Origin of the sequence: Nitrosovibrio tenuis (genome assembly GCF_900109785.1) — a bacterium.
Taxonomy (GTDB): Bacteria; Pseudomonadota; Gammaproteobacteria; order Burkholderiales; family Nitrosomonadaceae; genus Nitrosospira; species Nitrosospira tenuis_A.
This window is the reverse complement of the sequence record NZ_FOBH01000001.1, coordinates 578,528-600,169: the sequence shown is the minus strand read 5'-3', so window position 1 is coordinate 600,169 and position 21,642 is coordinate 578,528. Positions and strand designations below refer to the sequence as shown.

Here is a 21,642-nt window from a genome sequence, read left to right as displayed (position 1 = left end):
CAATACACTGTTGCACATACTATTACGGGCACGTTACATACCCACAACCCTGTAAAGACTATCCGCGAAGATCCCCCAAGTCAAGCGGTTTGTCGAACATGCCCAGGCTGGAACATAACGCAATTTCCGTGCCCAATCGCATCCCACTAATACCCAATCTGAAAGGCATGTTTTAGGTTAAATGGTAAATGTGCATCAAAAGTCTTCATTCTCTACCTTAACGACATAATTGCTGTGCTTGTCCCCTCTTGGAAAATGCTGTTCAAATATGCCGGGTGACTAAATAATCTGGTATTATAGGAACCCCGAATAAATTTCCGTTGGAAGCCTGGCTGCCAACCTGGTTGGCATGAGTTGGCGCCAAATTGACAGCCGACTTGATATTGAGCTGGTAGAATCGAGCAACCCAATTCACCAGTACTAACCGGTGCCCAATAGCCTTCCCACACTTTCGGTCTATCGTGGCCGTTTTGCGCCGTCTCCCACTGGACCACTCCATTTTGGCTCCCTTGTCACCGCCGTAGGCAGCTATTTGGAGGCCAAATCACGCCGGGGCGAATGGCTGTTGCGAATTGAAGACCTGGACCCAGCGCGGGAAATCCCTGGAGCATCCACAGCCATTCTGAATACTCTTGTGACGTTGGGAATGGAATGGGATGGCGAAGTGCTCTATCAAAGTAGACGGAACGAAGCCTACAGAGCCGCATTTGAGGCGCTTGAAAAGCAGCGTATGCTTTATCCCTGCATCTGCAGCCGGAAAGAAATTGCTGATTCCACCATCGTGGGAATGGATGGACCGGTTTATTCCGGCACTTGCCGTGCCCGCTCCGTTCCAATAGAGGATTCTGCAGCATGGCGGGTGCGAACGGATAACTATCCTGTTGAATTTACGGATGCATTGCAGAGCCGAATTCAGCAGCATCTGCGAGCCGATATCGGCGACTTCGTACTGCGCCGTGCCGACGGCATCTTTGCTTATCAGCTCGCCGTGGTCGTGGATGATGCCGAGCAATGCGTTACTCACGTGGTGCGCGGCGCGGATTTGCTAAATTCCACCTCCCGCCAAATTTACTTGCAACGATTGCTGGGTTATTCAACGCCCACTTATATGCATTTACCGGTAGTGGTTAACGCTGTGGGCGAGAAACTCAGCAAGCAGACCCGGGCGATGCCTGTTGATTCCTCCGATCCAATGCCGCAACTGATCATGGCAATACGTTTTCTGGGTCAGACACCCCCAAAAGAATTGATCAAAAGCAGTGTTGCATCGTTTTGGAAATGGGCATTGGAAAATTGGAAGCCAGAGACTATCCCTCGGAAGAAATGCGAATTCGCTGATATAGCGTATGGGGTAAACACGCAGGCGCGACGGCAATTATTGTGTTGATAGAACCAACAGTCAGTCGGCCAAACACACCGTACCTGCACAAAGGGATGCGATGGATGCAGGTTTTAGAAATAAAACCTGCATTTTCGAAGGAGGAATTATGTCGTTTCTGCCATTTTATATACCCGGGCGTAAACAACTCAAAATTGTTATTGTAGGCGGCGGTTATGCGGGAGTGGCTGCTTTGGTCACATTGTTGCGCCATATGCCGGACGCTCGCATAACCATCATTGATCCGAGATCCCATCACCTCAAGATCACTCATCTACATGAAACGTTCAGATATCCTTTACAGGATTTCTTGATACCGTTTTCGATACTGGAAGATCGTTTTGGCTGCCGTCATATTTGCGCCAGTCTGAGCATAGACGAACGTACGCTGTTGCACTGGCAGAATGATAAATTTCTCGTAGTCAACAATGAGATTATAGATTTTGATTATGTTCTGATTGCTTCGGGCGCACCTATAGCGCCGGCATCGAAATCTGGAAATGTTTTCGATCTGCAGGATTTCATGATTTATCCTGGCTCCGGTTTACTGGACAGAGAGCTTGCTGTATGCAATGCAAGCGAGCAGTTCATTTCGGTAGTGGGTGGCGGCGCCACGGGTATTCAATTTCTTTTTGAAATTGCTCACTTTCTCCGGCGCAGGAAGGTCGAATGCAGGTTGCGGTTGGTTCATGGACAAAATCGTGTGCTTCAACAGTTTCCAGAGGGTTTCTCCACCTATGCTCAATCGCGCATGGATGAGCTGGATATCGACTTCTACCCCAACACGCGCTATCAGGGTCAGGAAGTGAATAATGTCGTGCTGGAAGAAAAGGATACTGGCCGTCAATTCAAACTGCCCTCCGCAATGTCGTTTCTGTTTCTTGGCAAGAAACCTGAAATATTGCTTTCGGCCAATGCCTTTGGACAAGTTATGGTCGAGCGAAAGCCGCTACAAAATATCTTTACCTCGGGCGACTGCTGTATCTACAATTCTTCAGGTTCTAATACCATGACTGCCCAGTCCGCTGTGCGGAAAGGAATGCTGGCAGCACGCAATATGCTGCGCCATTCAGGCTTCCTCAAATTGCTTGAACCCTATTGGCATCGCGATCTGGGTTATGTCGTCAGTCTTGGACCAACCGATGCGGTGGGCTGGCTGGCGTTAGAAGGTAATGTAGTGGGAGGAGTTCCGGCACTGCTGATCAAGGAAGTAGTGGAGGCTCAATACGATTTATTGCTGACAGGTATCGATACCTATCTTATTTGAACAATCGCCAGGGCTACTCAAGGTTTCAAGCGCGAGAATAGAAGGGACGCGAGGGCATGAGGATAAGAGGACCTGAGGACATGAGGACCTGAGAGCAGGGAAATAAAGGATCACATGACAAAAGGTGGCACAGTGAATCTATGCTGGATGGCCTACTTCAACCCGGCACTTTGTTAAAATGGATGATGTAATCATCCCTTGCCCGGACCACTTTTCAATAACATATTCATAGAAATTCCGGTTCGACGCAACCTTGCAAAAAGCACTCAACTTTTTTCCTTTTTCGGTCAGCAGAACATGGCCGAGATCAAGTTGATTGTTCATCTCTTGACGAAACTGTATTTTTGTCGGCTTGCCGAAGTAGAACAAGCGAGTGTGCTTACCGAGTTTCTTCTTTACATAGCCCGCCGCGTCTAAAGATATCAGGCCGATTCTCTGCAGGTGCTTTAACGCCGGCAGATCGATGCCATGGCTGGTATAGATATCATGCTCAATGTCATAAATGAGAGGCAGCGGCTCTCCCTGAACCCATATGAATTGGCAAATAGAGCTAAACAGTGCGACGTTTTGGTCACCAATCTCACATGCATGTATCTTATTGTCAAGAAACATTATTGTAAGGGGAGCCGTTCAAGGATCTCATCAGATGACCGTACTGATCGGTCCAGGATGGGATTGCCATGAAGCTGCTCCTGAGAAACATGCGAATCCAGAAAGAGGGTTGCCCTAGATTTTATGTCCGCGGCGCGCAAGTTCTTGATCGAGCTTTTCAAGAAAACTGATATTCTTCTTGCGTTGTTTATCTCCCTTGTACCAGGAAAAACAGGCTGCAACACCGAGCAACATCAGAAAAACGTTCAACAAAGTTGGACCACCAAAAAACGTATCCGTGAGCCCGGTAAGAAACGCAAATGCGCCCAGGTATCCCATCACAGCCCAAAATCGGTTTCCCCATGTTGGAGCTTGGCGTTGGGCGCACCATAAATGCAGCTTTTCACGTACAGAAACAAGATCGGCATCAGTCCAAGTTGCTAGATCCATCAGAATGCCTCATCTGAACAAAAGGTTTTTTAATCCAGGTTCGGGTCAGATTAATGTTGCATTAGAAAATAAAAACGTGAAACCATGCGAACTAAATACTCAAGACCATTTAGCTGATAAGGCAAAGAAATGCTGAATCCCATACCGCAATATAGATTATAAGCTCATCCGAAAAAAAAGCCGGGGCAACCCGGCTTTTTGCTTCCCTTGCTTAGGGATTATGTATCAGTTTTCTCAGCCCCGGGTGCAGCAACCTGCTCTGGTCGATCCATTAATTCGATCAGCGCCATCGGTGCATTGTCTCCGGCTCGAAAACCAAATTTAAGAATACGCAGGTAGCCACCATTTCGTGATTGATAACGGGGGCCAAGCTCCGCGAATAATTTACCGACCATGTCGCGATCCCGCAGGCGATTAAACGCCAGACGCCGGTTAGCGAGCGATGGCTTTTTGCCGAGCGTTATCATCGGTTCAATTACACGCCGCAACTCCTTGGCTTTCGGCAGCGTGGTCTTAATAACCTCATGTCGCAGCAAGGAATTAGTCATATTACGCAGCATTAAAAGACGATGGCTGCTCGTGCGATTCAGTTTCCTAAGCCCATTATGGTGCCGCATGGCTTGTTTCCTTTTTACTTTTATCAAGGTTGGCAGGCGGCCAGCTTTCCAGCTTCATTCCCAGCGTAAGTCCGCGTGAAGCCAACACTTCTTTAATTTCATTAAGCGATTTTCTGCCCAGGTTGGGCGTCTTGAGCAGTTCGGTCTCGGTACGCTGGATGAGATCGCCAATATAGTAGATGTTCTCCGCCTTAAGACAATTGGCAGAGCGCACCGTCAGCTCAAGATCATCTACTGGTCGCAGCAGCACCGGATCAATCTGCGGCAATTTGGGCTGCTCCACGGGCAAGGGTGTACCCTTAAGATCCGCGAATACTGATAGTTGCTCCACCAGCACCTTAGCGGCATATCGGATTGCTTCCTCCGGCTCGACAACCCCGTTGGTCTCAATATCCATAACAAGTTTATCAAGGTCGGTACGCTGTTCGACGCGTGCGCTTTCCACCGCATAACTTACGCGGCGAATGGGACTAAAAGAAGCATCAAGCAGGATGCTGCCAATCGTACGGCTTTCATTTGTCAACTGCCGTACGGTTCCTGGCACATACCCGCGCCCAAGTTCCACCTTGATCTGCATGTCCAGCTTCCCGCCCGCGGTGAGATGCGCAATAACATGATCCGGATTAACAATCTCAACGTCATGTATAGCCTCAATATCTCCAGCGGTTACCGTACCCTCACCCTTCTTTTTCAGAATCAGAATGGCCTCGGTGCGGTTATGCAATTTCAGAACGATACCCTTCAGATTAAGCAGAATATCTACAACGTCTTCCTGCACGCCATCGAGCGCGGAATATTCATGCACGACACCGCTGATTTGAACCTCAGTCGGCGCGAATCCCGGCATTGATGAGAGCAGGATTCGACGCAGTGCATTTCCTAAAGTATGCCCATAACCGCGTTCAAACGGTTCCATGGTAATCTTGGCGTGCAGAGGTGAAATATTCTGAACGTCAATAATACGCGGCGTAAGAAAAGTGGTATTACTTGGCATAGCCTGATCCTTTTGCGGAAAGCTTTGGCAGCTGGTTACTTGGAATACAATTCAATTACTAATGATTCATTGATGCTGGAGGGCAAATCGGACCGCTCCGGCCTGATCTTGAAGGTTCCCTTCATGGCTTTGACATCCATCTCTATCCATTCCGGAAAATTTCGCCGCTCGGCCGCTTCCACCGCCGCTTTGATGCGCAAATGGTTTTTTGCCTTCTCGACAACCTCTATCACATCCCCCGGTTTTACCTGATAAGATGGAATATTAACTTTCCGGCCATTCACAAGAATGCCATTATGGCGCACGACCTGGCGCGCCTCTGAACGCGATGCGCCAAAACCCATACGATAGGAAACCGTATCCAGACGGCATTCCAGCAATTGGAGCAAGTTCTCTCCCGTGATGCCGCGCTGCCTGTCAGCCAACTCGTAATTATTGCGGAACTGACGCTCCAATATTCCGTATATCCGGCGCAACTTCTGCTTCTCGCGTAGCTGCACACCATAATCGGACAACCGCCCGCTTTTCTGACCATGCTGACCAGGCGCATAATTTCTGCGCTCGATTGCACACTTGTCGGTAAAACACTTTTCACCTTTCAGAAAAAGCTTTTCTCCTTCCCGGCGACACTGACGACATTTTGGGTCAAGATTTCTGGCCACAATCCACTCCTTAAATGCGGCGTTTCTTCGGCGGACGGCAACCGTTATGCGGAACTGGCGTCACATCCGAAATACTGGTAATTTTGAAGCCTGCTGCGTTCAATGCCCGGACTGCGGATTCGCGTCCCGGGCCAGGTCCTTTGATACGTACCTCCAAATTCTTCACCCCAGACTCCTGCGCCAGCTTGCCGGCTTGCTCCGCTGCCACCTGAGCCGCGAATGGGGTACTCTTACGCGATCCCTTGAAACCTGCGCCGCCGGAAGTAGCCCACGACAGGGCATTCCCCTGACGATCGGTTATGGTCACAATCGTATTATTAAAAGAGGCATGGACGTGCGCTATGCCCTCGGCTATGTTTTTCTTGACCTTTTTACGTACGCGCGCGGCTGCTTTTACCATATGAATTAATCCTTGAACTTTCGTTCAGTTGGCTATCAAATATTTCTTATTTCGCCGCTGGCTTCGTGCTCGAGGCGCGAACTGCCTTACGCGGCCCTTTGCGTGTCCTGGCGTTAGTACGAGTGCGCTGACCACGCACCGGCAAACCCCGCCGATGACGTAGTCCGCGATAGCAGCCTAGATCCATCAAGCGCTTGATGTTCATCGATATTTCACGCCGCAGATCACCCTCGACCGCAATTTTGGCCACATGATCCCGTAGTTTATCCATTTGCGCATCCGTTACATCCTTGATCTTGGTGGATGCGTCAATGCCGGCCGCTGCACAAATCTCCCGCGCCCTGGTGCGACCTATGCCATAAATCGCGGTCAACGCAATTTCAGCATGCTGATGATTTGGGATATTTACTCCAGCGATACGGGCCATACGGTTTTCCTAAAGTTTTAAATTATAACATCGAACGCAATACCATCAGATCAACCCTGGCGTTGCTTGTGCCTTGGATCTGTACAGATCACTCTCACCACGCGATTGCGCCGGATAATTTTACAATTACGGCAAATCTTTTTTACCGATGCCAACACTTTCATGAGAGCCTCCTTTTCCGCTATTTGGCACGAAATGTAATCCGCGCCCTGCTTAAATCATACGGCGTAAGATCTACCGTTACCTTATCGCCCGGTAAAATACGGATATAGTGCATACGCATCTTGCCGGAAATATGTCCCAATACGATATGCCCGTTTTCCAACTTTACCCGGAACGTTGCATTGGGCAATGTTTCCAGAATTTCGCCCTGCATTTGTATCGTTTCTTCCTTAGCCATCCTGTCCTTGGATGTAATTACCTCGCGGGCAACCCACCACCACCCTTGAAGTTAGCTTTCTTTAATAAGCTCTCGTATTGATGCGACATGATGTATGCCTGTACCTGCGACATGAAATCCATCGTCACCACCACTATGATCAACAGGGAAGTTCCACCAAAATAAAAGGGCACGTTCCATTTCAGGATAAGAAATTCAGGCAGCAAGCAGACAAGTGTTACATAAATCGCTCCCGCCAGGGTTAGTCGCAACATAATGCGCTCTATATAGCGGGCCGTCTGGTCACCTGGACGAATCCCAGGAATGAATGCGCCACTTTTTTTCAGATTCTCTGCGGTTTCCTTGGGATTGAACACGAGCGCCGTATAAAAGAAACAGAAAAATACGATCATAGCCGCGTACATGATTACGTATATCGGCTGACCCGGAGATAAGGCATTGCTTATGTCCTTCAGCCAGTTCATCGATTCGCCACTAGAGAACCAACCGGCTAGCGTAGCCGGAAACAATATGATGCTGGAAGCGAAGATTGGGGGAATCACGCCAGCCATATTAAGCTTCAGCGGTAGATGAGAACTCTGGCCGCCATAAACCTTTCGCCCAACCTGACGCTTCGCATAATTCACCAATATTTTGCGTTGCCCGCGCTCAACGAAGACGACGAAGCCCGTCACTACGATTGCCGCCACAAAAATCCCTAGGGCCACCAGGAAATGCATGGCTCCGGTTCGCACCAGCTCAAGTGTTCCACCAATTGCGCTCGGGAGCCCCGCAGCAATGCCGGCAAAAATTATGAGAGAGATACCGTTGCCGATACCACGTTCGGTGATCTGCTCCCCTAGCCACATCAGAAATATTGTGCCAGTCACCAGGGTTATGACCGTCGTCAACAGGAACATGGGTCCAGGCTCAATCACCAAGCCGGGCTGGGCCTGTAACGCAATGGATATTCCATAGCCCTGGACCAGCGCCAACCCTAACGTACCGTAGCGGGTGTATTGCGTGATCTTTCGCCGCCCGGATTCGCCCTCCTTTTTCAAAGCTTCCAAATAAGGAAACGCTACTGTGCCCAATTGCATGATAATCGAAGCCGAAATATACGGCATGATTCCCAATGCAAAGATCGAAAAACGGGAAAGCGCCCCACCGGAAAACATGTTAAACATGCCAAGAATGCCCCCCTGCTGGGACTCGAACAAATCCTTCAATACCACAGGATCGATGCCGGGGACGGGTACGTGCGCGCCGATACGATAGACGATTAAAGCAAACAATAGAAACCAAAGCCGGCGCTTCAAGTCGCCAAGTTTTCCGGAAATACCCTTAAGAGAGTCGCTAGCGGCCAATGTGAATCCTCTTGAGCTTATTCTATACTGCCACCAATAGCCTCAATGGCAGCTCGCGCACCCTTGGTTACCGAGATACCCTGTAGCTTTACCGCACGCTCAATTTTTCCGGAAAGTATAACTTTAGCGGTTGAGGCAGCACCGGGAACAATTCCGGCGTTTTTTAACATTAGAATATCGATTGTATCTCCCGGCAGCTTGCTTAAATCTGACAATCGTACTTGCGCACCGCTTTTTTTGGTAAGCGAAACAAAGCCGCGCTTCGGCAAACGGCGTTGCAAGGGCATCTGGCCGCCTTCAAAGCCTACTTTGTGAAAACCACCCGTACGGGATTTCTGACCCTTGTGGCCGCGCCCGGCAGTCTTGCCGAGGCCACAACCGATACCACGCCCTACCCGGCGCCTCGGATGCTTCGCGCCAACTGCGGGTTTAATCGAATTCAGCCTCATCTATGTCTCACTTTTGACGAGATAATAAATATTATTGATCATGCCGCGCACCGCGGGCGTATCGTCCAGTTCCACGCTGCTGTTAATCCTCCGCAGCCCCAATCCGCGTGCGGTTGCCCGATGTGACCGTTTGGTGCCGATCAGGCTCTTGATCAAAGTGACCTTAATTTTCTTTCCGTCTCTGGTCATTTGGCCGATCCCATAATTTCTTCTATGCTCTTACCTCGTTTTGCTGCAATCTCCGCGGGGGTGTTCATCGCTTGCAAACCCTGCAGAGTAGCCCGCACGACATTATAAGGATTGGTTGAACCAATACATTTTGCAAGAATATTATGTATGCCCATCACTTCGAAAATGGCGCGCATCGGGCCTCCGGCGATGATACCGGTACCCTCGGAAGCGGGCTGCATATACACTGTAGCGGCGCCATGCCTGCCGATGACGGGATGCTGCAGCGTACCATTCTTGAGACTAACTTTTATCATTTTCCGGCGCGCTTCATCCATTGCCTTCTGAACCGCCACGGGTACTTCGCGAGACTTGCCTTTACCCATTCCAACACCGCCGTCCCCGTTTCCCACCACCGTCAACGCGGCAAAACCAAGGATGCGCCCCCCTTTGACCACCTTGGTAACGCGGTTGATCGCAACCATCTTCTCCTTGAGCCCGTCGCCACGGTCATCGCCTTGCGGTATTTTCCCCTGCATCCGTGCCTGCATCTTAGCCATTGTCTTGTCTCACTTAGAATTTGAGGCCGTGCTCTCGAGCAGCCTCAGCCAGTGCCTTCACGCGGCCATGATATTTAAACCCTGAACGGTCGAACGCAACTGTTTCGATACCCAGGCTTCTGGCCTTCTCGGCTACACGCCTGCCCACTTCTGCGGCCGCGCTGATCGTACCGCCATTGGGTAACTGTTTGCGCACCTCCGGTTCGAGTGTGGAAGCACTGGTTAATACGTTCCCACCCGAGCCATCTATCAGTTGCGCATAGATATGGCAATTGCTGCGGTGTACCGCTAAACGCACCATTTTCAATTCGATAATCTTGGCGCGGGTCCGGCGCGCGCGGCGCAAACGGGATTGTGTCGGATTCGGCATATCTACCCCAATTATTTCTTCTTGGTTTCTTTCATAACGATTACTTCGTCAACGTAACGCACACCCTTGCCCTTGTAGGGTTCCGGCTTGCGATAAGCTCGCACTTCCGCTGCCACTTGACCTACTTGCTGCTTGTCTATCCCTTTAATCACCACTTCCGTTTGGGTTGGCGTTTCAACTTTCACACCGCCGGGCATCTTATGAGCGACGGGGTGAGAAAAGCCCAATGTCAGATTAAGAACATCACCTGCCGCCTGGGCGCGATAACCTACGCCTACCAACGTCAGTTTTTTCTCGAAACCATCCGTTACACCTTTGACCATGTTGGCCAATAGCGCACGCATCGTGCCGGACATGGCGTCGGCCTGCTTTGAGCCGTTCGCAGCTTTTACGAGCAACTTACCGCCCTCATGCTCGACCGAAATGTCGGAAACGAGGCGATGTCGCAATGTACCCAAGGGGCCTTTCACCGATACCTCGGAAGTCGACAGCGTTACCTCAACATTTGCGGGAACTGTGACGGGATTTTTACCCACTCGAGACATTTTTTATACCCTTACGCTACGATACATAACACTTCACCGCCGACACCGCTGGCGCGGGCTTTCCGTTCAGTCATCACACCCTTGGAGGTTGATACAATCGCAACCCCAAGGCCATTCATCACATTGGGAAGTTGATTGCTGGCCTTATAGATGCGTAAACCGGGGCGGCTGACGCGCTCGATCTTTTCGATTACCGGCCGCCCGGCATAATATTTCAGACTGATATCCAGCATTGGTTTGCCGTCCGCCTGGCGAACCAGAAAATCCTCTACGTATCCTTCATCTTTTAACACCTGTGCAATAGCTGCTTTGAGCTTGGAAGCAGGCATTTCGACAGATGCTTTTTCAGAAAGCTGCGCGTTACGTATACGCGTCAGCATATCAGCGATGGGGTCACTCATGCTCATCTAAGGGTACCTCTGGAAATCCAATTCTCGTAATAGCCCATGCAGCTCACCAACTCGCCTTCGTCATACCCGGAATTTCTCCGCTCATTGCGATATCACGAAGTTTGCCTCGACCCAAACCGAACTTGCTATACACGCCGCGAGGACGGCCGGTTAATGAACAACGATTACGCAACCGCACAGGACTGGAATTGCGCGGTAACATTTGAAGCTTGATCCTGGCGGAAGTCCGCTCCTCATCACTCAACCCGGTATTATTGATAACCGCTAACAGTTCAGCACGCCGCGCGGCATATTTTTTCACCGTCTCGCGACGCTTCAGATCTCGATTTATTACAGCTGTCTTGGCCATACTAGCTCAATTTTTGAATGGAAACTTGAATGCCGCCAACAACGCTTTGGCTTCCGCATCCGTTTTCGCAGTGGTGGTAATCGTAATATTCATTCCCCGCAACGCATCGATCTTATCGTACTCGATTTCCGGAAATATGATTTGCTCCTTTATTCCCATATTATAATTGCCTCGTCCATCGAAGGACCTGCCGGAAATACCACGAAAGTCACGAATGCGGGGAATCGCCACGCTAACCAGCCGATCCAGAAATTCATACATGCGCGTACGTCGCAAAGTGACCATGCAGCCAACCGGATAGCCATCACGTACCTTAAAAGTCGCGATCGATTTTTTTGCCTTGGTCACCACCGGCTTCTGGCCGGCAATTTTCTGCATGTCACTTACGGCGCTGTCCATGACCTTTTTATCAGCGACCGCCTCTCCTACGCCCATATTGAGCGTGATCTTATGGATACGCGGCACCTCCATCACAGACTTATAGCCGAATTGCTGCATTAACTGATTCACCACGGTGTCGCGATAATATTCTTGTAAACGAGCCATTTCTTTCCTCTACCTGTTTCAGGCATCAAGCAGCTGGCCGCTCGATTTGAAATAACGTACTTTACGCTTATCCTCCAGGATCTTGAAACCTACCCGGTCCGCTTTTTGGGTGGCTGGATTGTAAATCGCCACATTTGATATCTGAATAGGCTTTTCCATCTCAACGATTCCACCCGTTGTTCCCTTACTCGGGTTGGGCCGTTCGTGTTTCTTGACCTTATTGACTCCCTCGATGACTACCAGATCAGTGTTCACTACCCGCAGCACCGTGCCCCGTTTGCCCTTGTCCTTTCCGGCGATGATTACCACATCATCACCTTTCTTGATTTTTTTCATATTGACCTCTTATCGCGCGCTTACAGAACTTCTGGCGCAAGCGAAACGATTTTCATGAAACGCGCATTGCGCAATTCACGTGTTACCGGGCCAAAAATACGTGTGCCGAGTGGCTCCAGCTTGGCGTTCAGCAGCACCGCGGCATTGGCGTCGAACTTGATAAGCGAGCCATCGGCACGGCGTACGCCTTTGGCAGTACGTACCACCACGGCGTTATATACTTCGCCTTTTTTAACACGCCCCCGGGGCGCAACATCCTTGATGCTCACCTTTATCACGTCGCCAATGCCCGCATACCGCCGCTTTGAGCCGCCTAATACCTTGATACACATGATAGAGCGCGCGCCCGTATTATCGGCGACTTGGAGAATCGATTGCATTTGAATCATTATTTACTCACTCTCTCCAACTTTTCCCGCTCCAGGCTGACGCGTGGATAGTATTGGATCCCGTTCGGGTTATGACGCCGCCAAACCTAATACGGCGGCACGACTATTAAAAAGGTTTAAACCAAAAATTTGAAGAGGCCGAATTATACGGACATCCCATTAGAAAAACAAGAAAATAAAGAAAATTCTTGGCGGCGCTGCCCTACGGTCAGCTAACCGGCAAAGCTTTTTCCATCAATTTAACCACCCGCCAAGCCTTGGTTTTGGAAAAAGGACGGCATTCCTCGATTACCACGGTGTCCCCTGTATGGAATTCATTGCTCTCGTCATGCACATGATACTTTTTCGAGCGAACCATAATTTTGCCGTAGAGTGGATGCTTGACTTTGCGTTCGACCAAAACGGTGATCGTTTTATCCATTTTATCACTTACTACTTTGCCGCTAAGCGTGCGGTTCAAATTGGTTTCGCTCATGAGGGCTTCACTTTCTGGCTAAGAATGGTTTTTACGCGAGCGATGTCCCGGCGCATGTTGCGTAATTGATTTGTATTGCTTAACTGCTGGGTCGCATGCTGCATGCGGAGACCAAATTGTGCCCGCAAAAGTTCCAATAACTCCTGTTGCAGTTCGGCCGGGTTCTTGCCCCTCAATTCCTTCGCTTTCATAGTTAACCACCTACCTGTCGTATAACAAATGTGGTCTGGATCGGCAGCTTGGCGGCAGCCAGGCTAAAAGCCTGCCGCGCCAGCACTTCATCAACACCATCCATTTCATACAGCACTTTACCTGGCTGAATCTCTGCAACGAAATACTCCGGATTGCCCTTGCCATTACCCATCCGAACCTCTGCCGGCTTGTGAGAGATTGGTTTATCGGGAAAAATACGAATCCAGATACGACCGCCCCGTTTTATGTGCCGGCTCATTGCACGCCGCGCCGCCTCAATCTGCCGCGCGGTTAACCGGCCGCGGCCGACCGCCTTGAGCCCATACTCGCCAAAACTCACTTTTGCACCGCGCGTTGCGATGCCCTTGTTCCGGCCTTTTTGCTGCTTGCGGTATTTTGTTCTAGCTGGTTGCAGCATCTTTTGCTCCTGTCTTTCGAATTGCAGACTTGGCCGTTTCCTCTAGCGCAGCGTCAGCCTTTCGACCCGTTTTCTTTTCATTAACCTTTGCGTCGGCTCTCGGCTCAGCCCGTCCTGCAGGTTTTCTGGCTGCACGTTTCCCCTCGAGCTCCCCCGCGGGAGTCTGTGCTTGTGTCGAAGGGCTTGCCGCTCCCGGTTGCTCGCTTCGGCCTATCACTTCACCCTTGAATACCCACACCTTAATTCCAATCACACCATAAGTAGTTTTGGCTTCGGATACGCCGTAATCCAGATCCGCACGTAAGGTGTGAAGAGGTACACGGCCTTCGCGATACCATTCAGTGCGGGCAATTTCTATACCATTTAACCGGCCCGAACTCATGATTTTAATTCCCTGTGCGCCGAGACGCATGGCATTTTGCATTGCGCGTTTCATGGCGCGGCGGAACATGATCCGCTTTTCCAATTGTTGTGCAATATTGTCGGCAATCAGCTGCGCATCAATTTCCGGCTTGCGTATTTCTTCAATGTTCACATGTACCGGCACCCCCATGAGCTTCTGCAATGCGCCGCGCAGAACCTCGATGTCTTCCCCTTTCTTGCCGATCACCACGCCAGGGCGTGAACTGAAAATGGTGATACGTGCATTCTTGGATGGCCGTTCGATAATCACACGGCCTACCGATGCGTGCGCCAATTTCTTTTTCAGATATCCCCTTACCTTGATATCCTCGTTCAGCATTCCCGGAAAATTCTTTTTATTGGCATACCACTTCGACGACCAGTTTTTCAGCACTGAAAGTCGAAAACCCGTCGGATGTATTTTTTGTCCCATAATAGATTGGTACGCCCTTTATTTTTTGTTGCCGGCTTTATCGCCCACAGTGAGAAAAATATGGCAGGTCGGCTTGACAATGCGATTACCACGCCCTTTGGCACGGGCGCTGGTACGCATCATGGACTTTCCCCGATCCACATATATCGTCGATACTTTCAATTCGTCTATGTCCGCTCCATCGTTGTGCTCAGCATTGGCAATAGCCGATTCAAGCAACTTACGAATGATAACCGCACCTTTTTTCGGGCTGAAGGCAAGCACGTTAAGCGCCCGGTCTACAGGCAATCCCCGAATCTGATCGGCTACGAGCCGACCTTTTTGTTCGGATAACCTGACCCCGCGCAATATGGCAGTTGTTTGCATATCGACTCCTATCTCTTCGAACCGGCAGCAGCCGCTTTTCTATCGCCCGAGTGCCCCTTGAAGGTCCGCGTATGAGAAAACTCCCCAAGTTTGTGGCCCACCATGTTCTCGGTGATATACACCGGTACATGCTGCTTGCCATTATGCACGGCAATCGTCAATCCGATAAAATCCGGCAAGACGGTCGAACGGCGCGACCAGGTCTTGATCGGACGCTTGTCATTCGTAGCGCGTGCCGCTTCCACCTTGGCTATCAGGTGCAAGTCAACAAACGGGCCTTTCTTTATGGAGCGTGCCATGTTTCATTAACCTTTAGTTGAATAACGACGACGTATGATCATGCCGTCGGTACGCTTGTTTGCACGAGTACGAAAACCTTTGGCGGGAGTTCCCCAGGGACTGACTGGATGTCGACCTGCCGCGGTTTTACCTTCGCCGCCGCCATGGGGATGGTCTATAGGATTCATTACCACGCCGCGAACCGTGGGACGAATACCACGCCAGCGTTGCGCACCGGCTTTCCCGATCGATTGCAGATTGTGTTCTTCGTTTCCGACCTCGCCTATCGTGGCACGACAGTTCACGTGGACCTTGCGAATTTCTCCGGAACGCAGACGTAGCTGCGCATAATCACCCTCTCTGGCGAGCAGTTGCACCGAGGTACCCGCCGAGCGGGCCAATTGTGCACCTTTGCCGGGCATCATCTCCACGCAATGAATGGTACTGCCTACCGGAATATTGCGCAGAGGCAGCGTATTGCCATTCTTGATCGGCGCGTCCGCGCCACTCATCAATTGCATCCCCGCCACGACGCCCTTCGGCGCGATAATGTAGCGGCGCTCCCCATCCGCATAACATAGCAGCGCCAGATTTGCGCTGCGATTCGGGTCGTACTCCAGCCGTTCGATCCTTGCGGCAATACCATCCTTGGTCCGGCGGAAATCGATGATTCGATAATGTTGCTTATGCCCCCCCCCTATGTGACGGGTGGTGATATGACCATAATTGTTGCGTCCGGCAGTATGCGTCTGTTTTTCAACCAGTTTCGGATAAGGTGCCCCCTTATGCAAACCGGAATTGATAATTTTGACTACCGCGCGTCGACCGGGAGAGGTTGGTTTGACTTTAACCAGTGCCATTACTTGACGTCTCCTTGTGCGATTTCAGAGAAATTGATTTCCTGGCCGGCCTTGATGCTGACATAAGCCTTTTTCCAATTGCTGCGGCGCCCCATGAAGCGGCCAAAGCGTTTTTGTTTTCCTTTGACGTTGGCCACCCGCACGTTCTCAACCTCGATGTTTTGGCTCTTCCACATCAACTCGACGGCGGCCTTGATCTCGGGCTTGGTTGCGTCCGGCGCAACGCGAAAAATGACGTGGTTGTGTTTTTCCCCGATATAAGTCGCTTTTTCGGATACCTGGGGCGCCAATATTATCCCCATCAGGTATTCCTGGCTGAACGTTTGCGCATTCATGCGAATATCTCCTCCATTTTTGTCAGGGCGCCGCGCGTCACCAGTATGTTCGCAAAACGCATGAGGCTCACCGGATCGGCATGACTCACTTCAACTACTTGTACCAATGGAAGATTACGCGCCGAAAGATACAGATTCTCATCCATGGCATCGGTGATGATCATAACCTCGTTCAATTGCATACCCTTCAATTTTTGAGCCAAGGCCTTGGTTTTAGCCGTTTCCACGGTGAAGTGCTCTATCACCGATAAACGGTTCTCGCGCACAAGTTGGGAAAGTATTGCGCCGATGCCGGCACGATACATCTTGCGATTCACCTTATGACTAAAATTCTCTTCAGGACTGCTGGGAAATATCTTGCCCCCGCCGCGCCAGAGAGGGCTGGATGCCATGCCCGCACGGGCCCGGCCTGTACCTTTCTGCCGCCACGGCTTACGGGTCGATTTTGCGATATCAGAACGGCCTTTTTGGGCGCGATTCGCGCTGCGGGCATTCGCCAGATAAGCCGTCACTACCTGATGCACCAGGGCTTCGTTATATTCACGGGCAAACAGCGCATCAGAAGCGGAAACGCTTGCAGATGACTGGCCGTTATCGTCGATGAGTTTAAGTTCCATTATGCGCCCCTACTTCTTACCGGACTTTGCGCCGCTTTTCGCGCCTTGTTTAACATCAGCCTTGACAGTGGGCGCCACACGGGCTCTGCCGACCTTCACGCTCGGGCGCACTACCACATCGCCGCCCTTTGATCCCGGAACGGCCCCTTTGATGATCAGCAAACCGCGGGGGACATCGACCTGGAGCACTTCCAGGTTTTGAGTGGTGCGCTGTACGGCTCCCAAATGCCCGGACATGCGTTTGCCGGGAAATACGCGACCGGGGTCCTGGGCCATGCCAATGGAGCCTGGAACGTTGTGTGATCTCGAATTACCGTGACTGGCACGGTTTGAGGAAAAACCGTGCCGCTTGATTACGCCGCTGTAGCCCTTCCCGATCGAAATCCCTGTCACATCCACATTCTGCCCGGCCTGAAAAATGTCCAGACCGATGACCGAACCAGGCTTGAGGTTGCCAAGCACCTCTGGTGTTACACGAAATTCCTTGAGCACATGGCCAGCCTCAACGGCAGCCTTGGCGAAATGCCCTGCCGAAGGCTTGTTGACGCGAATAGCGCGACGCTTTCCGAAAGTCACCTGGACAGCGGAATAGCCATCTGTGTCCGGGGTTTTGATTTGTGTGACGCGATTATTCGACACGTCAAGCACTGTAACCGGCTGGCTATCGCCATCGCCAGTAAAAATGCGAGTCATGCCAACCTTACGGCCGACAAGTCCTAAACTCATTTTAATTACCCTTTCTTAAAAGGTGCCGATTGCAATTGACCGGCAATTCGTATTGGTTTTGGGTCAGTATCCGACGGGCTCGCCCAAATCGGCAACTGGAGATTCGACATTCAAAACTTACAGCTTTATTTCCACATCCACACCCGCAGGCAAATCCAGCTTCATCAAGGCATCCACCGTTTTATCGGTAGGATCCATAATGTCCATCAGGCGCAGATGAGTTCGAATCTCGAATTGGTCGCGCGAGGTTTTATTGACATGAGGAGAACGCAATATATCGAAGCGTTCGATGCGTGTAGGCAGAGGCACGGGTCCCTTTACTACAGCACCGGTCCGCTTGGCAGTTTCAACGATCTCCATTGCTGATTTATCTATCAAACGGTAGTCAAAAGCTTTCAGACGAATACGAATTTTCTGGCTTTGCATAATCAAACCTCAGGTTGAGGATTCGGATTCCGATTGACGATTCGGTGCTCGGCACCCAACCTTAAACCCTATCCTTGATCCTGTTGTTACTCAATAATTTTTGCCACCACACCTGCGCCGACGGTTCTTCCGCCTTCACGAATGGCAAAACGAAGACCCTCTTCCATGGCAATCGGCGCAATCAGGTTGACTGTCACCGATACATTGTCCCCAGGCATCACCATCTCAGTGCCCGCCGGCAATTCAATCGCACCCGTGACGTCCGTGGTCCGAAAGTAAAATTGGGGCCGATAGCCCTGGAAGAATGGGGTGTGACGTCCCCCTTCTTCTTTGCTCAGCACGTATATCTCGGCGGTAAATTTGGTATGCGGGGTGATCGAGCCAGGCTTGGCCAGCACTTGACCACGCTCGACTTCCTCGCGCTTGGTGCCTCGCAGCAATACCCCAACGTTGTCCCCTGCCTGCCCCTGGTCCAGCAGTTTCCTGAACATCTCCACGCCAGTACAGACTGTCTTGATCGTGGGCCGCAATCCGACTATCTCGATTTCTTCGCCCACCTTGACTACACCCCGCTCTACCCGCCCCGTTACCACCGTGCCGCGGCCAGAAATGGAGAAAACGTCTTCAACCGGCATCAGAAAGGGGCCGTCCACAGCCCGTACCGGCTCCGGTATGTAGCTGTCCAGTGCATCCGCAAGCTTGAATATGGAGGGCTCGCCTATATCGCTTTGGTCGCCTTCGAGCGCCTTCAGGGCAGAACCTATGACGATCGGGGTGTCGTCACCGGGAAAGTTGTATTTCGACAGCAGTTCGCGAACTTCCATCTCCACCAGTTCCAGCAGTTCGGCATCGTCCACCATGTCGGCTTTGTTCATGTACACCACAATGTAGGGTACTCCCACCTGACGCGCCAGCAGTATGTGCTCGCGTGTCTGCGGCATCGGTCCGTCCGCAGCCGATACCACCAGTATGGCCCCGTCCATCTGGGCCGCGCCCGTTATCATGTTCTTGACGTAGTCAGCATGACCAGGACAGTCAACGTGGGCGTAATGACGGCTCTTCGTCTCGTATTCAACATGCGCCGTGTTGATGGTGATGCCGCGCGCTTTCTCTTCCGGCGCCGAATCTATCTGCGCATAGCTCTTCGCCTCACCACCAAACTTCTTCGACAATACCATCGTGATCGCCGCCGTCAATGTGGTCTTGCCATGGTCCACATGCCCTATCGTCCCAACGTTCACGTGCGGCTTCGTCCGCTCAAATTTGCTCTTTGCCATGATGATCCTTTACGTGAATAACAGTTATTTCTTATTGATAATTGCTTCAGCTACACTTCTAGGTGCTTCCGAGTAATGCTTGAATTCCATCGTGTATGTAGCGCGGCCCTGAGTCGCAGACCGTAGTGAAGTCGAGTAGCCGAACATTTCTGCCAATGGGACCTCGGCGCGTATCACCTTGAGACCGGGCAAATCGTCCATGCCCTGGATCATACCTCGACGGGAAGACAAATCTCCGACGACGTTGCCCATGAAATCCGCCGGCGTTTCCACTTCAACCGACATCATCGGTTCCAGTAACACTGGATTAGCCTTGCGCATACCATCCTTGAATGCAATGGAGGATGCCATCTTGAAGGCATTCTCATTGGAGTCGACATCATGGTAGGAGCCATCAAAAAGTATCACTTTGACATCCACTACCGGGAAACCAGCCAATACTCCGTTGGGAAGTGTTTCTAGCAGACCTTTTTCTACTGCCGGAATGTATTCGCGAGGCACGGTTCCACCCTTGATGGCATCGATAAACTCGAACCCCTTACCCGCTTCATTCGGCTCCATCTTGAGCCAGACGTGACCATATTGCCCGCGCCCGCCCGACTGCTTGATGAACTTGCCCTCGACCTCCACCGGTTTTCTGATAGCTTCGCGGTAAGCCACTTGCGGAGCACCGACATTGGCTTCCACACCGAATTCCCGCTTCATCCGGTCCACAATAATTTCGAGATGCAGTTCGCCCATGCCCGAAATGATAGTCTGACCCGATTCCTCATCGGTGCGAACGCGGAAGGAAGGATCTTCCTGCGCCAACCGGTTCAAAGCGATACCCATCTTTTCCTGGTCGACCTTTGTTTTGGGCTCCACCGCAACATGAATCACAGGTTCTGGAAAAGACATGCGCTCCAGTGTGATGACTTCACCCGGATCACACAGTGTATCGCCAGTAATGGCCTCCTTCAGGCCGACCGCGGCTGCTATGTCCCCGGCCCGAACCTCTTTGATTTCCTCACGCTGATTTGCGTGCATCTGCAACAATCTGCCGATCCTTTCTTTTCGTCCTTTTACCGGGTTATAAACCGTATCGCCGGAAGATACAACTCCAGAGTACACGCGGAAAAAAATCAGCTGACCGACATACGGATCGGTTGCAATTTTGAATGCCAGTCCGGCGAATGGCTCTTCGTCGCTTGCGTGACGCTCTCCAGGTTCGCCATTTTCTTTCTCGCCATTAATCGCCTGGATATCCACAGGCGAAGGCAGATAATCCAGCACGGCGTCAAGCATGGCCTGCACGCCTTTATTCTTGAATGCGGAACCGCAAAGCATGGGTACAATCTCATTGCTGATGGTACGAATGCGCAGGCCGCGTTTAATGTCATCGATAGACAAATCGCCTTCCTCAAGGTATTTATCCATCAACTCTTCATTCGCCTCGGCAGCGGTCTCCACCATTTTTTCACGCCACAGCTTGGCATTCTCGATCATATCGGCAGGAATGTCGCGTTCTTCAAACTTCATCCCCTGGCTGGTGTCATCCCAATAAATAGCCTTCATCTTGATCAGGTCGACAACGCCCTCGAATTTGTCCTCAGCGCCTACAGGCAATTGTACGGGTACCGGATGGGCTTTCAGACGCGCCTGTATCTGCTCATAAACGCGCATGAAATTCGCGCCTGCGCGGTCCATTTTATTGACAAAAGCGAGACGCGGAACCTTGTACTTGTTTGCCTGGCGCCAAACGGTTTCGGTCTGGGGTTGCACCCCCCCCACCGCGCAAAATACGGTACAGGCACCGTCGAGAACCCGCAATGACCGCTCTACCTCGATGGTAAAATCCACGTGGCCTGGCGTATCGATGATATTGATGCGATGGGAGGGGTAATTATTTTCCATCCCTTTCCAAAAGCATGTGGTGGCGGCTGACGTGATGGTAATACCGCGCTCCTGCTCTTGCTCCATCCAATCCATCGTAGCGGCGCCATCATGGACCTCACCAAGCTTGTGCGACACACCGGTATAAAATAATATGCGTTCGGTAGTCGTGGTTTTTCCGGCATCTATATGTGCCATTACGCCGATATTCCGATAACGCTCGATAGGTGTCTTTCTTGCCACAGTCCTTAAACCTTAAAATTTAAATAATCGAGTGAGTTAGCCATCAACTCGATCAATGACGTCAATA

The 21,642-nt window shown here is 51.1% G+C and carries 35 protein-coding genes; 2 read left to right on the top strand and 33 right to left on the bottom strand.

Going from position 1 to position 21,642, the window contains the following annotated elements:
• The first annotated feature begins 427 nt into the window (after nucleotides 1–427).
• The gene (gluQRS, locus tag BMX00_RS02680) at nucleotides 428–1,387 is read left to right on the top strand and encodes a tRNA glutamyl-Q(34) synthetase GluQRS (RefSeq protein WP_090826781.1); all 960 of its coding nucleotides are present in this window, start codon (nucleotides 428–430) and stop codon (nucleotides 1,385–1,387) included.
• A gap of 100 nt (nucleotides 1,388–1,487) precedes the next feature.
• The gene (locus tag BMX00_RS02675) at nucleotides 1,488–2,645 is read left to right on the top strand and encodes an NAD(P)/FAD-dependent oxidoreductase (RefSeq protein ID WP_090826779.1); all 1,158 of its coding nucleotides are present in this window, start codon (nucleotides 1,488–1,490) and stop codon (nucleotides 2,643–2,645) included.
• A gap of 138 nt (nucleotides 2,646–2,783) precedes the next feature.
• On the opposite strand, the gene BMX00_RS02670 is transcribed toward BMX00_RS02675, so the two are convergent.
• The 33 genes from BMX00_RS02670 to fusA form a co-directional block, all read right to left on the bottom strand.
• Nucleotides 2,784–3,257, bottom strand: coding sequence for a DUF2806 domain-containing protein (locus BMX00_RS02670; RefSeq protein WP_090826776.1), 474 nt, complete (start codon nucleotides 3,255–3,257; stop codon nucleotides 2,784–2,786).
• A gap of 114 nt (nucleotides 3,258–3,371) precedes the next feature.
• Nucleotides 3,372–3,686 carry a hypothetical protein gene (locus BMX00_RS02665; protein ID WP_090826774.1) on the bottom strand — a complete coding sequence of 105 codons (315 nt, stop codon included), beginning with the start codon at nucleotides 3,684–3,686 and terminating at the stop codon, nucleotides 3,372–3,374.
• Nucleotides 3,687–3,904: 218 nt separating this feature from the next.
• On the bottom strand, nucleotides 3,905–4,303 hold the full coding sequence (gene rplQ / locus BMX00_RS02660; RefSeq protein WP_090826772.1) for a 50S ribosomal protein L17: 399 nt from the start codon (nucleotides 4,301–4,303) through the stop codon (nucleotides 3,905–3,907).
• On the bottom strand, nucleotides 4,290–5,297 hold the full coding sequence (locus BMX00_RS02655) for a DNA-directed RNA polymerase subunit alpha (RefSeq protein ID WP_090826770.1): 1,008 nt from the start codon (nucleotides 5,295–5,297) through the stop codon (nucleotides 4,290–4,292). Before BMX00_RS02655 ends, rplQ begins: the two co-directional genes overlap by 14 nt.
• A 35-nt stretch (nucleotides 5,298–5,332) precedes the next feature.
• Nucleotides 5,333–5,959 carry a 30S ribosomal protein S4 gene (gene rpsD / locus BMX00_RS02650; RefSeq protein ID WP_090826768.1) on the bottom strand — a complete coding sequence of 209 codons (627 nt, stop codon included), beginning with the start codon at nucleotides 5,957–5,959 and terminating at the stop codon, nucleotides 5,333–5,335.
• Nucleotides 5,960–5,969: 10 nt separating this feature from the next.
• Nucleotides 5,970–6,359 carry a 30S ribosomal protein S11 gene (rpsK, locus tag BMX00_RS02645; protein WP_090826765.1) on the bottom strand — a complete coding sequence of 130 codons (390 nt, stop codon included), beginning with the start codon at nucleotides 6,357–6,359 and terminating at the stop codon, nucleotides 5,970–5,972.
• Between the two features lie 46 nt (nucleotides 6,360–6,405).
• On the bottom strand, nucleotides 6,406–6,786 hold the full coding sequence (rpsM, locus tag BMX00_RS02640) for a 30S ribosomal protein S13 (protein ID WP_090826763.1): 381 nt from the start codon (nucleotides 6,784–6,786) through the stop codon (nucleotides 6,406–6,408).
• 50 nt (nucleotides 6,787–6,836) lie between these two features.
• The gene (gene rpmJ, locus BMX00_RS02635) at nucleotides 6,837–6,950 is read right to left on the bottom strand and encodes a 50S ribosomal protein L36 (protein ID WP_074633734.1); all 114 of its coding nucleotides are present in this window, start codon (nucleotides 6,948–6,950) and stop codon (nucleotides 6,837–6,839) included.
• 17 nt (nucleotides 6,951–6,967) lie between these two features.
• A complete protein-coding gene (infA, locus tag BMX00_RS02630; RefSeq protein WP_011380144.1) occupies nucleotides 6,968–7,186 on the bottom strand; it encodes a translation initiation factor IF-1 in 219 nt (72 codons plus the stop codon).
• A gap of 17 nt (nucleotides 7,187–7,203) precedes the next feature.
• A complete protein-coding gene (gene secY / locus BMX00_RS02625) occupies nucleotides 7,204–8,532 on the bottom strand; it encodes a preprotein translocase subunit SecY (RefSeq protein WP_090826761.1) in 1,329 nt (442 codons plus the stop codon).
• 17 nt (nucleotides 8,533–8,549) lie between these two features.
• Complete coding sequence (gene rplO, locus BMX00_RS02620) at nucleotides 8,550–8,981, bottom strand: 50S ribosomal protein L15 (RefSeq protein WP_090826759.1); 432 nt, start codon at nucleotides 8,979–8,981, stop codon at nucleotides 8,550–8,552.
• Nucleotides 8,982–9,170 (bottom strand): 50S ribosomal protein L30, encoded by a 189-nt coding sequence (rpmD, locus tag BMX00_RS02615; RefSeq protein WP_090826757.1) that lies wholly within the window; start codon nucleotides 9,168–9,170, stop codon nucleotides 8,982–8,984.
• Nucleotides 9,167–9,709 (bottom strand): 30S ribosomal protein S5, encoded by a 543-nt coding sequence (rpsE, locus tag BMX00_RS02610; protein ID WP_090826755.1) that lies wholly within the window; start codon nucleotides 9,707–9,709, stop codon nucleotides 9,167–9,169. Before rpsE ends, rpmD begins: the two co-directional genes overlap by 4 nt.
• Before the next feature lie 13 nt (nucleotides 9,710–9,722).
• Nucleotides 9,723–10,079 carry a 50S ribosomal protein L18 gene (rplR, locus tag BMX00_RS02605; protein ID WP_090826753.1) on the bottom strand — a complete coding sequence of 119 codons (357 nt, stop codon included), beginning with the start codon at nucleotides 10,077–10,079 and terminating at the stop codon, nucleotides 9,723–9,725.
• Nucleotides 10,080–10,090: 11 nt separating this feature from the next.
• Entirely contained in the window at nucleotides 10,091–10,624 is a 534-nt protein-coding gene (gene rplF / locus BMX00_RS02600; RefSeq protein WP_090826751.1) for a 50S ribosomal protein L6, read from the bottom strand.
• An 11-nt stretch (nucleotides 10,625–10,635) separates the two neighbouring features.
• Nucleotides 10,636–11,031: a 30S ribosomal protein S8 gene (gene rpsH / locus BMX00_RS02595; RefSeq protein ID WP_090826749.1), complete on the bottom strand. Its 396-nt coding sequence runs from the start codon at nucleotides 11,029–11,031 to the stop codon at nucleotides 10,636–10,638.
• 46 nt (nucleotides 11,032–11,077) lie between these two features.
• Nucleotides 11,078–11,383: a 30S ribosomal protein S14 gene (gene rpsN / locus BMX00_RS02590; protein ID WP_090826748.1), complete on the bottom strand. Its 306-nt coding sequence runs from the start codon at nucleotides 11,381–11,383 to the stop codon at nucleotides 11,078–11,080.
• A gap of 6 nt (nucleotides 11,384–11,389) precedes the next feature.
• Entirely contained in the window at nucleotides 11,390–11,929 is a 540-nt protein-coding gene (gene rplE / locus BMX00_RS02585; RefSeq protein ID WP_090826746.1) for a 50S ribosomal protein L5, read from the bottom strand.
• Between the two features lie 18 nt (nucleotides 11,930–11,947).
• A complete protein-coding gene (gene rplX / locus BMX00_RS02580) occupies nucleotides 11,948–12,265 on the bottom strand; it encodes a 50S ribosomal protein L24 (RefSeq protein ID WP_090826744.1) in 318 nt (105 codons plus the stop codon).
• A 20-nt stretch (nucleotides 12,266–12,285) separates the two neighbouring features.
• Entirely contained in the window at nucleotides 12,286–12,654 is a 369-nt protein-coding gene (rplN, locus tag BMX00_RS02575; RefSeq protein WP_090826742.1) for a 50S ribosomal protein L14, read from the bottom strand.
• Between the two features lie 208 nt (nucleotides 12,655–12,862).
• Complete coding sequence (rpsQ, locus tag BMX00_RS02570) at nucleotides 12,863–13,129, bottom strand: 30S ribosomal protein S17 (RefSeq protein WP_090826740.1); 267 nt, start codon at nucleotides 13,127–13,129, stop codon at nucleotides 12,863–12,865.
• Nucleotides 13,126–13,320 (bottom strand): 50S ribosomal protein L29, encoded by a 195-nt coding sequence (gene rpmC, locus BMX00_RS02565; RefSeq protein ID WP_090826738.1) that lies wholly within the window; start codon nucleotides 13,318–13,320, stop codon nucleotides 13,126–13,128. Before rpmC ends, rpsQ begins: the two co-directional genes overlap by 4 nt.
• A 2-nt stretch (nucleotides 13,321–13,322) precedes the next feature.
• Nucleotides 13,323–13,739 (bottom strand): 50S ribosomal protein L16, encoded by a 417-nt coding sequence (rplP, locus tag BMX00_RS02560; protein ID WP_090826735.1) that lies wholly within the window; start codon nucleotides 13,737–13,739, stop codon nucleotides 13,323–13,325.
• Nucleotides 13,723–14,574 carry a 30S ribosomal protein S3 gene (rpsC, locus tag BMX00_RS02555; RefSeq protein WP_090826733.1) on the bottom strand — a complete coding sequence of 284 codons (852 nt, stop codon included), beginning with the start codon at nucleotides 14,572–14,574 and terminating at the stop codon, nucleotides 13,723–13,725. Before rpsC ends, rplP begins: the two co-directional genes overlap by 17 nt.
• An 18-nt stretch (nucleotides 14,575–14,592) precedes the next feature.
• Complete coding sequence (gene rplV / locus BMX00_RS02550; RefSeq protein WP_090826731.1) at nucleotides 14,593–14,940, bottom strand: 50S ribosomal protein L22; 348 nt, start codon at nucleotides 14,938–14,940, stop codon at nucleotides 14,593–14,595.
• A gap of 8 nt (nucleotides 14,941–14,948) precedes the next feature.
• Complete coding sequence (gene rpsS / locus BMX00_RS02545) at nucleotides 14,949–15,239, bottom strand: 30S ribosomal protein S19 (RefSeq protein ID WP_090826729.1); 291 nt, start codon at nucleotides 15,237–15,239, stop codon at nucleotides 14,949–14,951.
• 6 nt (nucleotides 15,240–15,245) lie between these two features.
• The gene (rplB, locus tag BMX00_RS02540) at nucleotides 15,246–16,079 is read right to left on the bottom strand and encodes a 50S ribosomal protein L2 (RefSeq protein ID WP_090826727.1); all 834 of its coding nucleotides are present in this window, start codon (nucleotides 16,077–16,079) and stop codon (nucleotides 15,246–15,248) included.
• Nucleotides 16,079–16,414, bottom strand: coding sequence for a 50S ribosomal protein L23 (gene rplW, locus BMX00_RS02535; protein WP_090826725.1), 336 nt, complete (start codon nucleotides 16,412–16,414; stop codon nucleotides 16,079–16,081). Before rplW ends, rplB begins: the two co-directional genes overlap by 1 nt.
• The gene (rplD, locus tag BMX00_RS02530) at nucleotides 16,411–17,031 is read right to left on the bottom strand and encodes a 50S ribosomal protein L4 (RefSeq protein ID WP_090826723.1); all 621 of its coding nucleotides are present in this window, start codon (nucleotides 17,029–17,031) and stop codon (nucleotides 16,411–16,413) included. The genes rplW and rplD overlap by 4 nt, the downstream gene beginning before the upstream one ends.
• Before the next feature lie 9 nt (nucleotides 17,032–17,040).
• Complete coding sequence (rplC, locus tag BMX00_RS02525; RefSeq protein WP_090826721.1) at nucleotides 17,041–17,757, bottom strand: 50S ribosomal protein L3; 717 nt, start codon at nucleotides 17,755–17,757, stop codon at nucleotides 17,041–17,043.
• Between the two features lie 117 nt (nucleotides 17,758–17,874).
• Nucleotides 17,875–18,183, bottom strand: coding sequence for a 30S ribosomal protein S10 (gene rpsJ, locus BMX00_RS02520; protein ID WP_090371762.1), 309 nt, complete (start codon nucleotides 18,181–18,183; stop codon nucleotides 17,875–17,877).
• An 86-nt stretch (nucleotides 18,184–18,269) separates the two neighbouring features.
• Complete coding sequence (tuf, locus tag BMX00_RS02515) at nucleotides 18,270–19,460, bottom strand: elongation factor Tu (RefSeq protein ID WP_090826690.1); 1,191 nt, start codon at nucleotides 19,458–19,460, stop codon at nucleotides 18,270–18,272.
• A gap of 24 nt (nucleotides 19,461–19,484) precedes the next feature.
• On the bottom strand, nucleotides 19,485–21,575 hold the full coding sequence (gene fusA, locus BMX00_RS02510; protein ID WP_090826718.1) for an elongation factor G: 2,091 nt from the start codon (nucleotides 21,573–21,575) through the stop codon (nucleotides 19,485–19,487).
• Nucleotides 21,576–21,642: the final 67 nt, after the last annotated feature.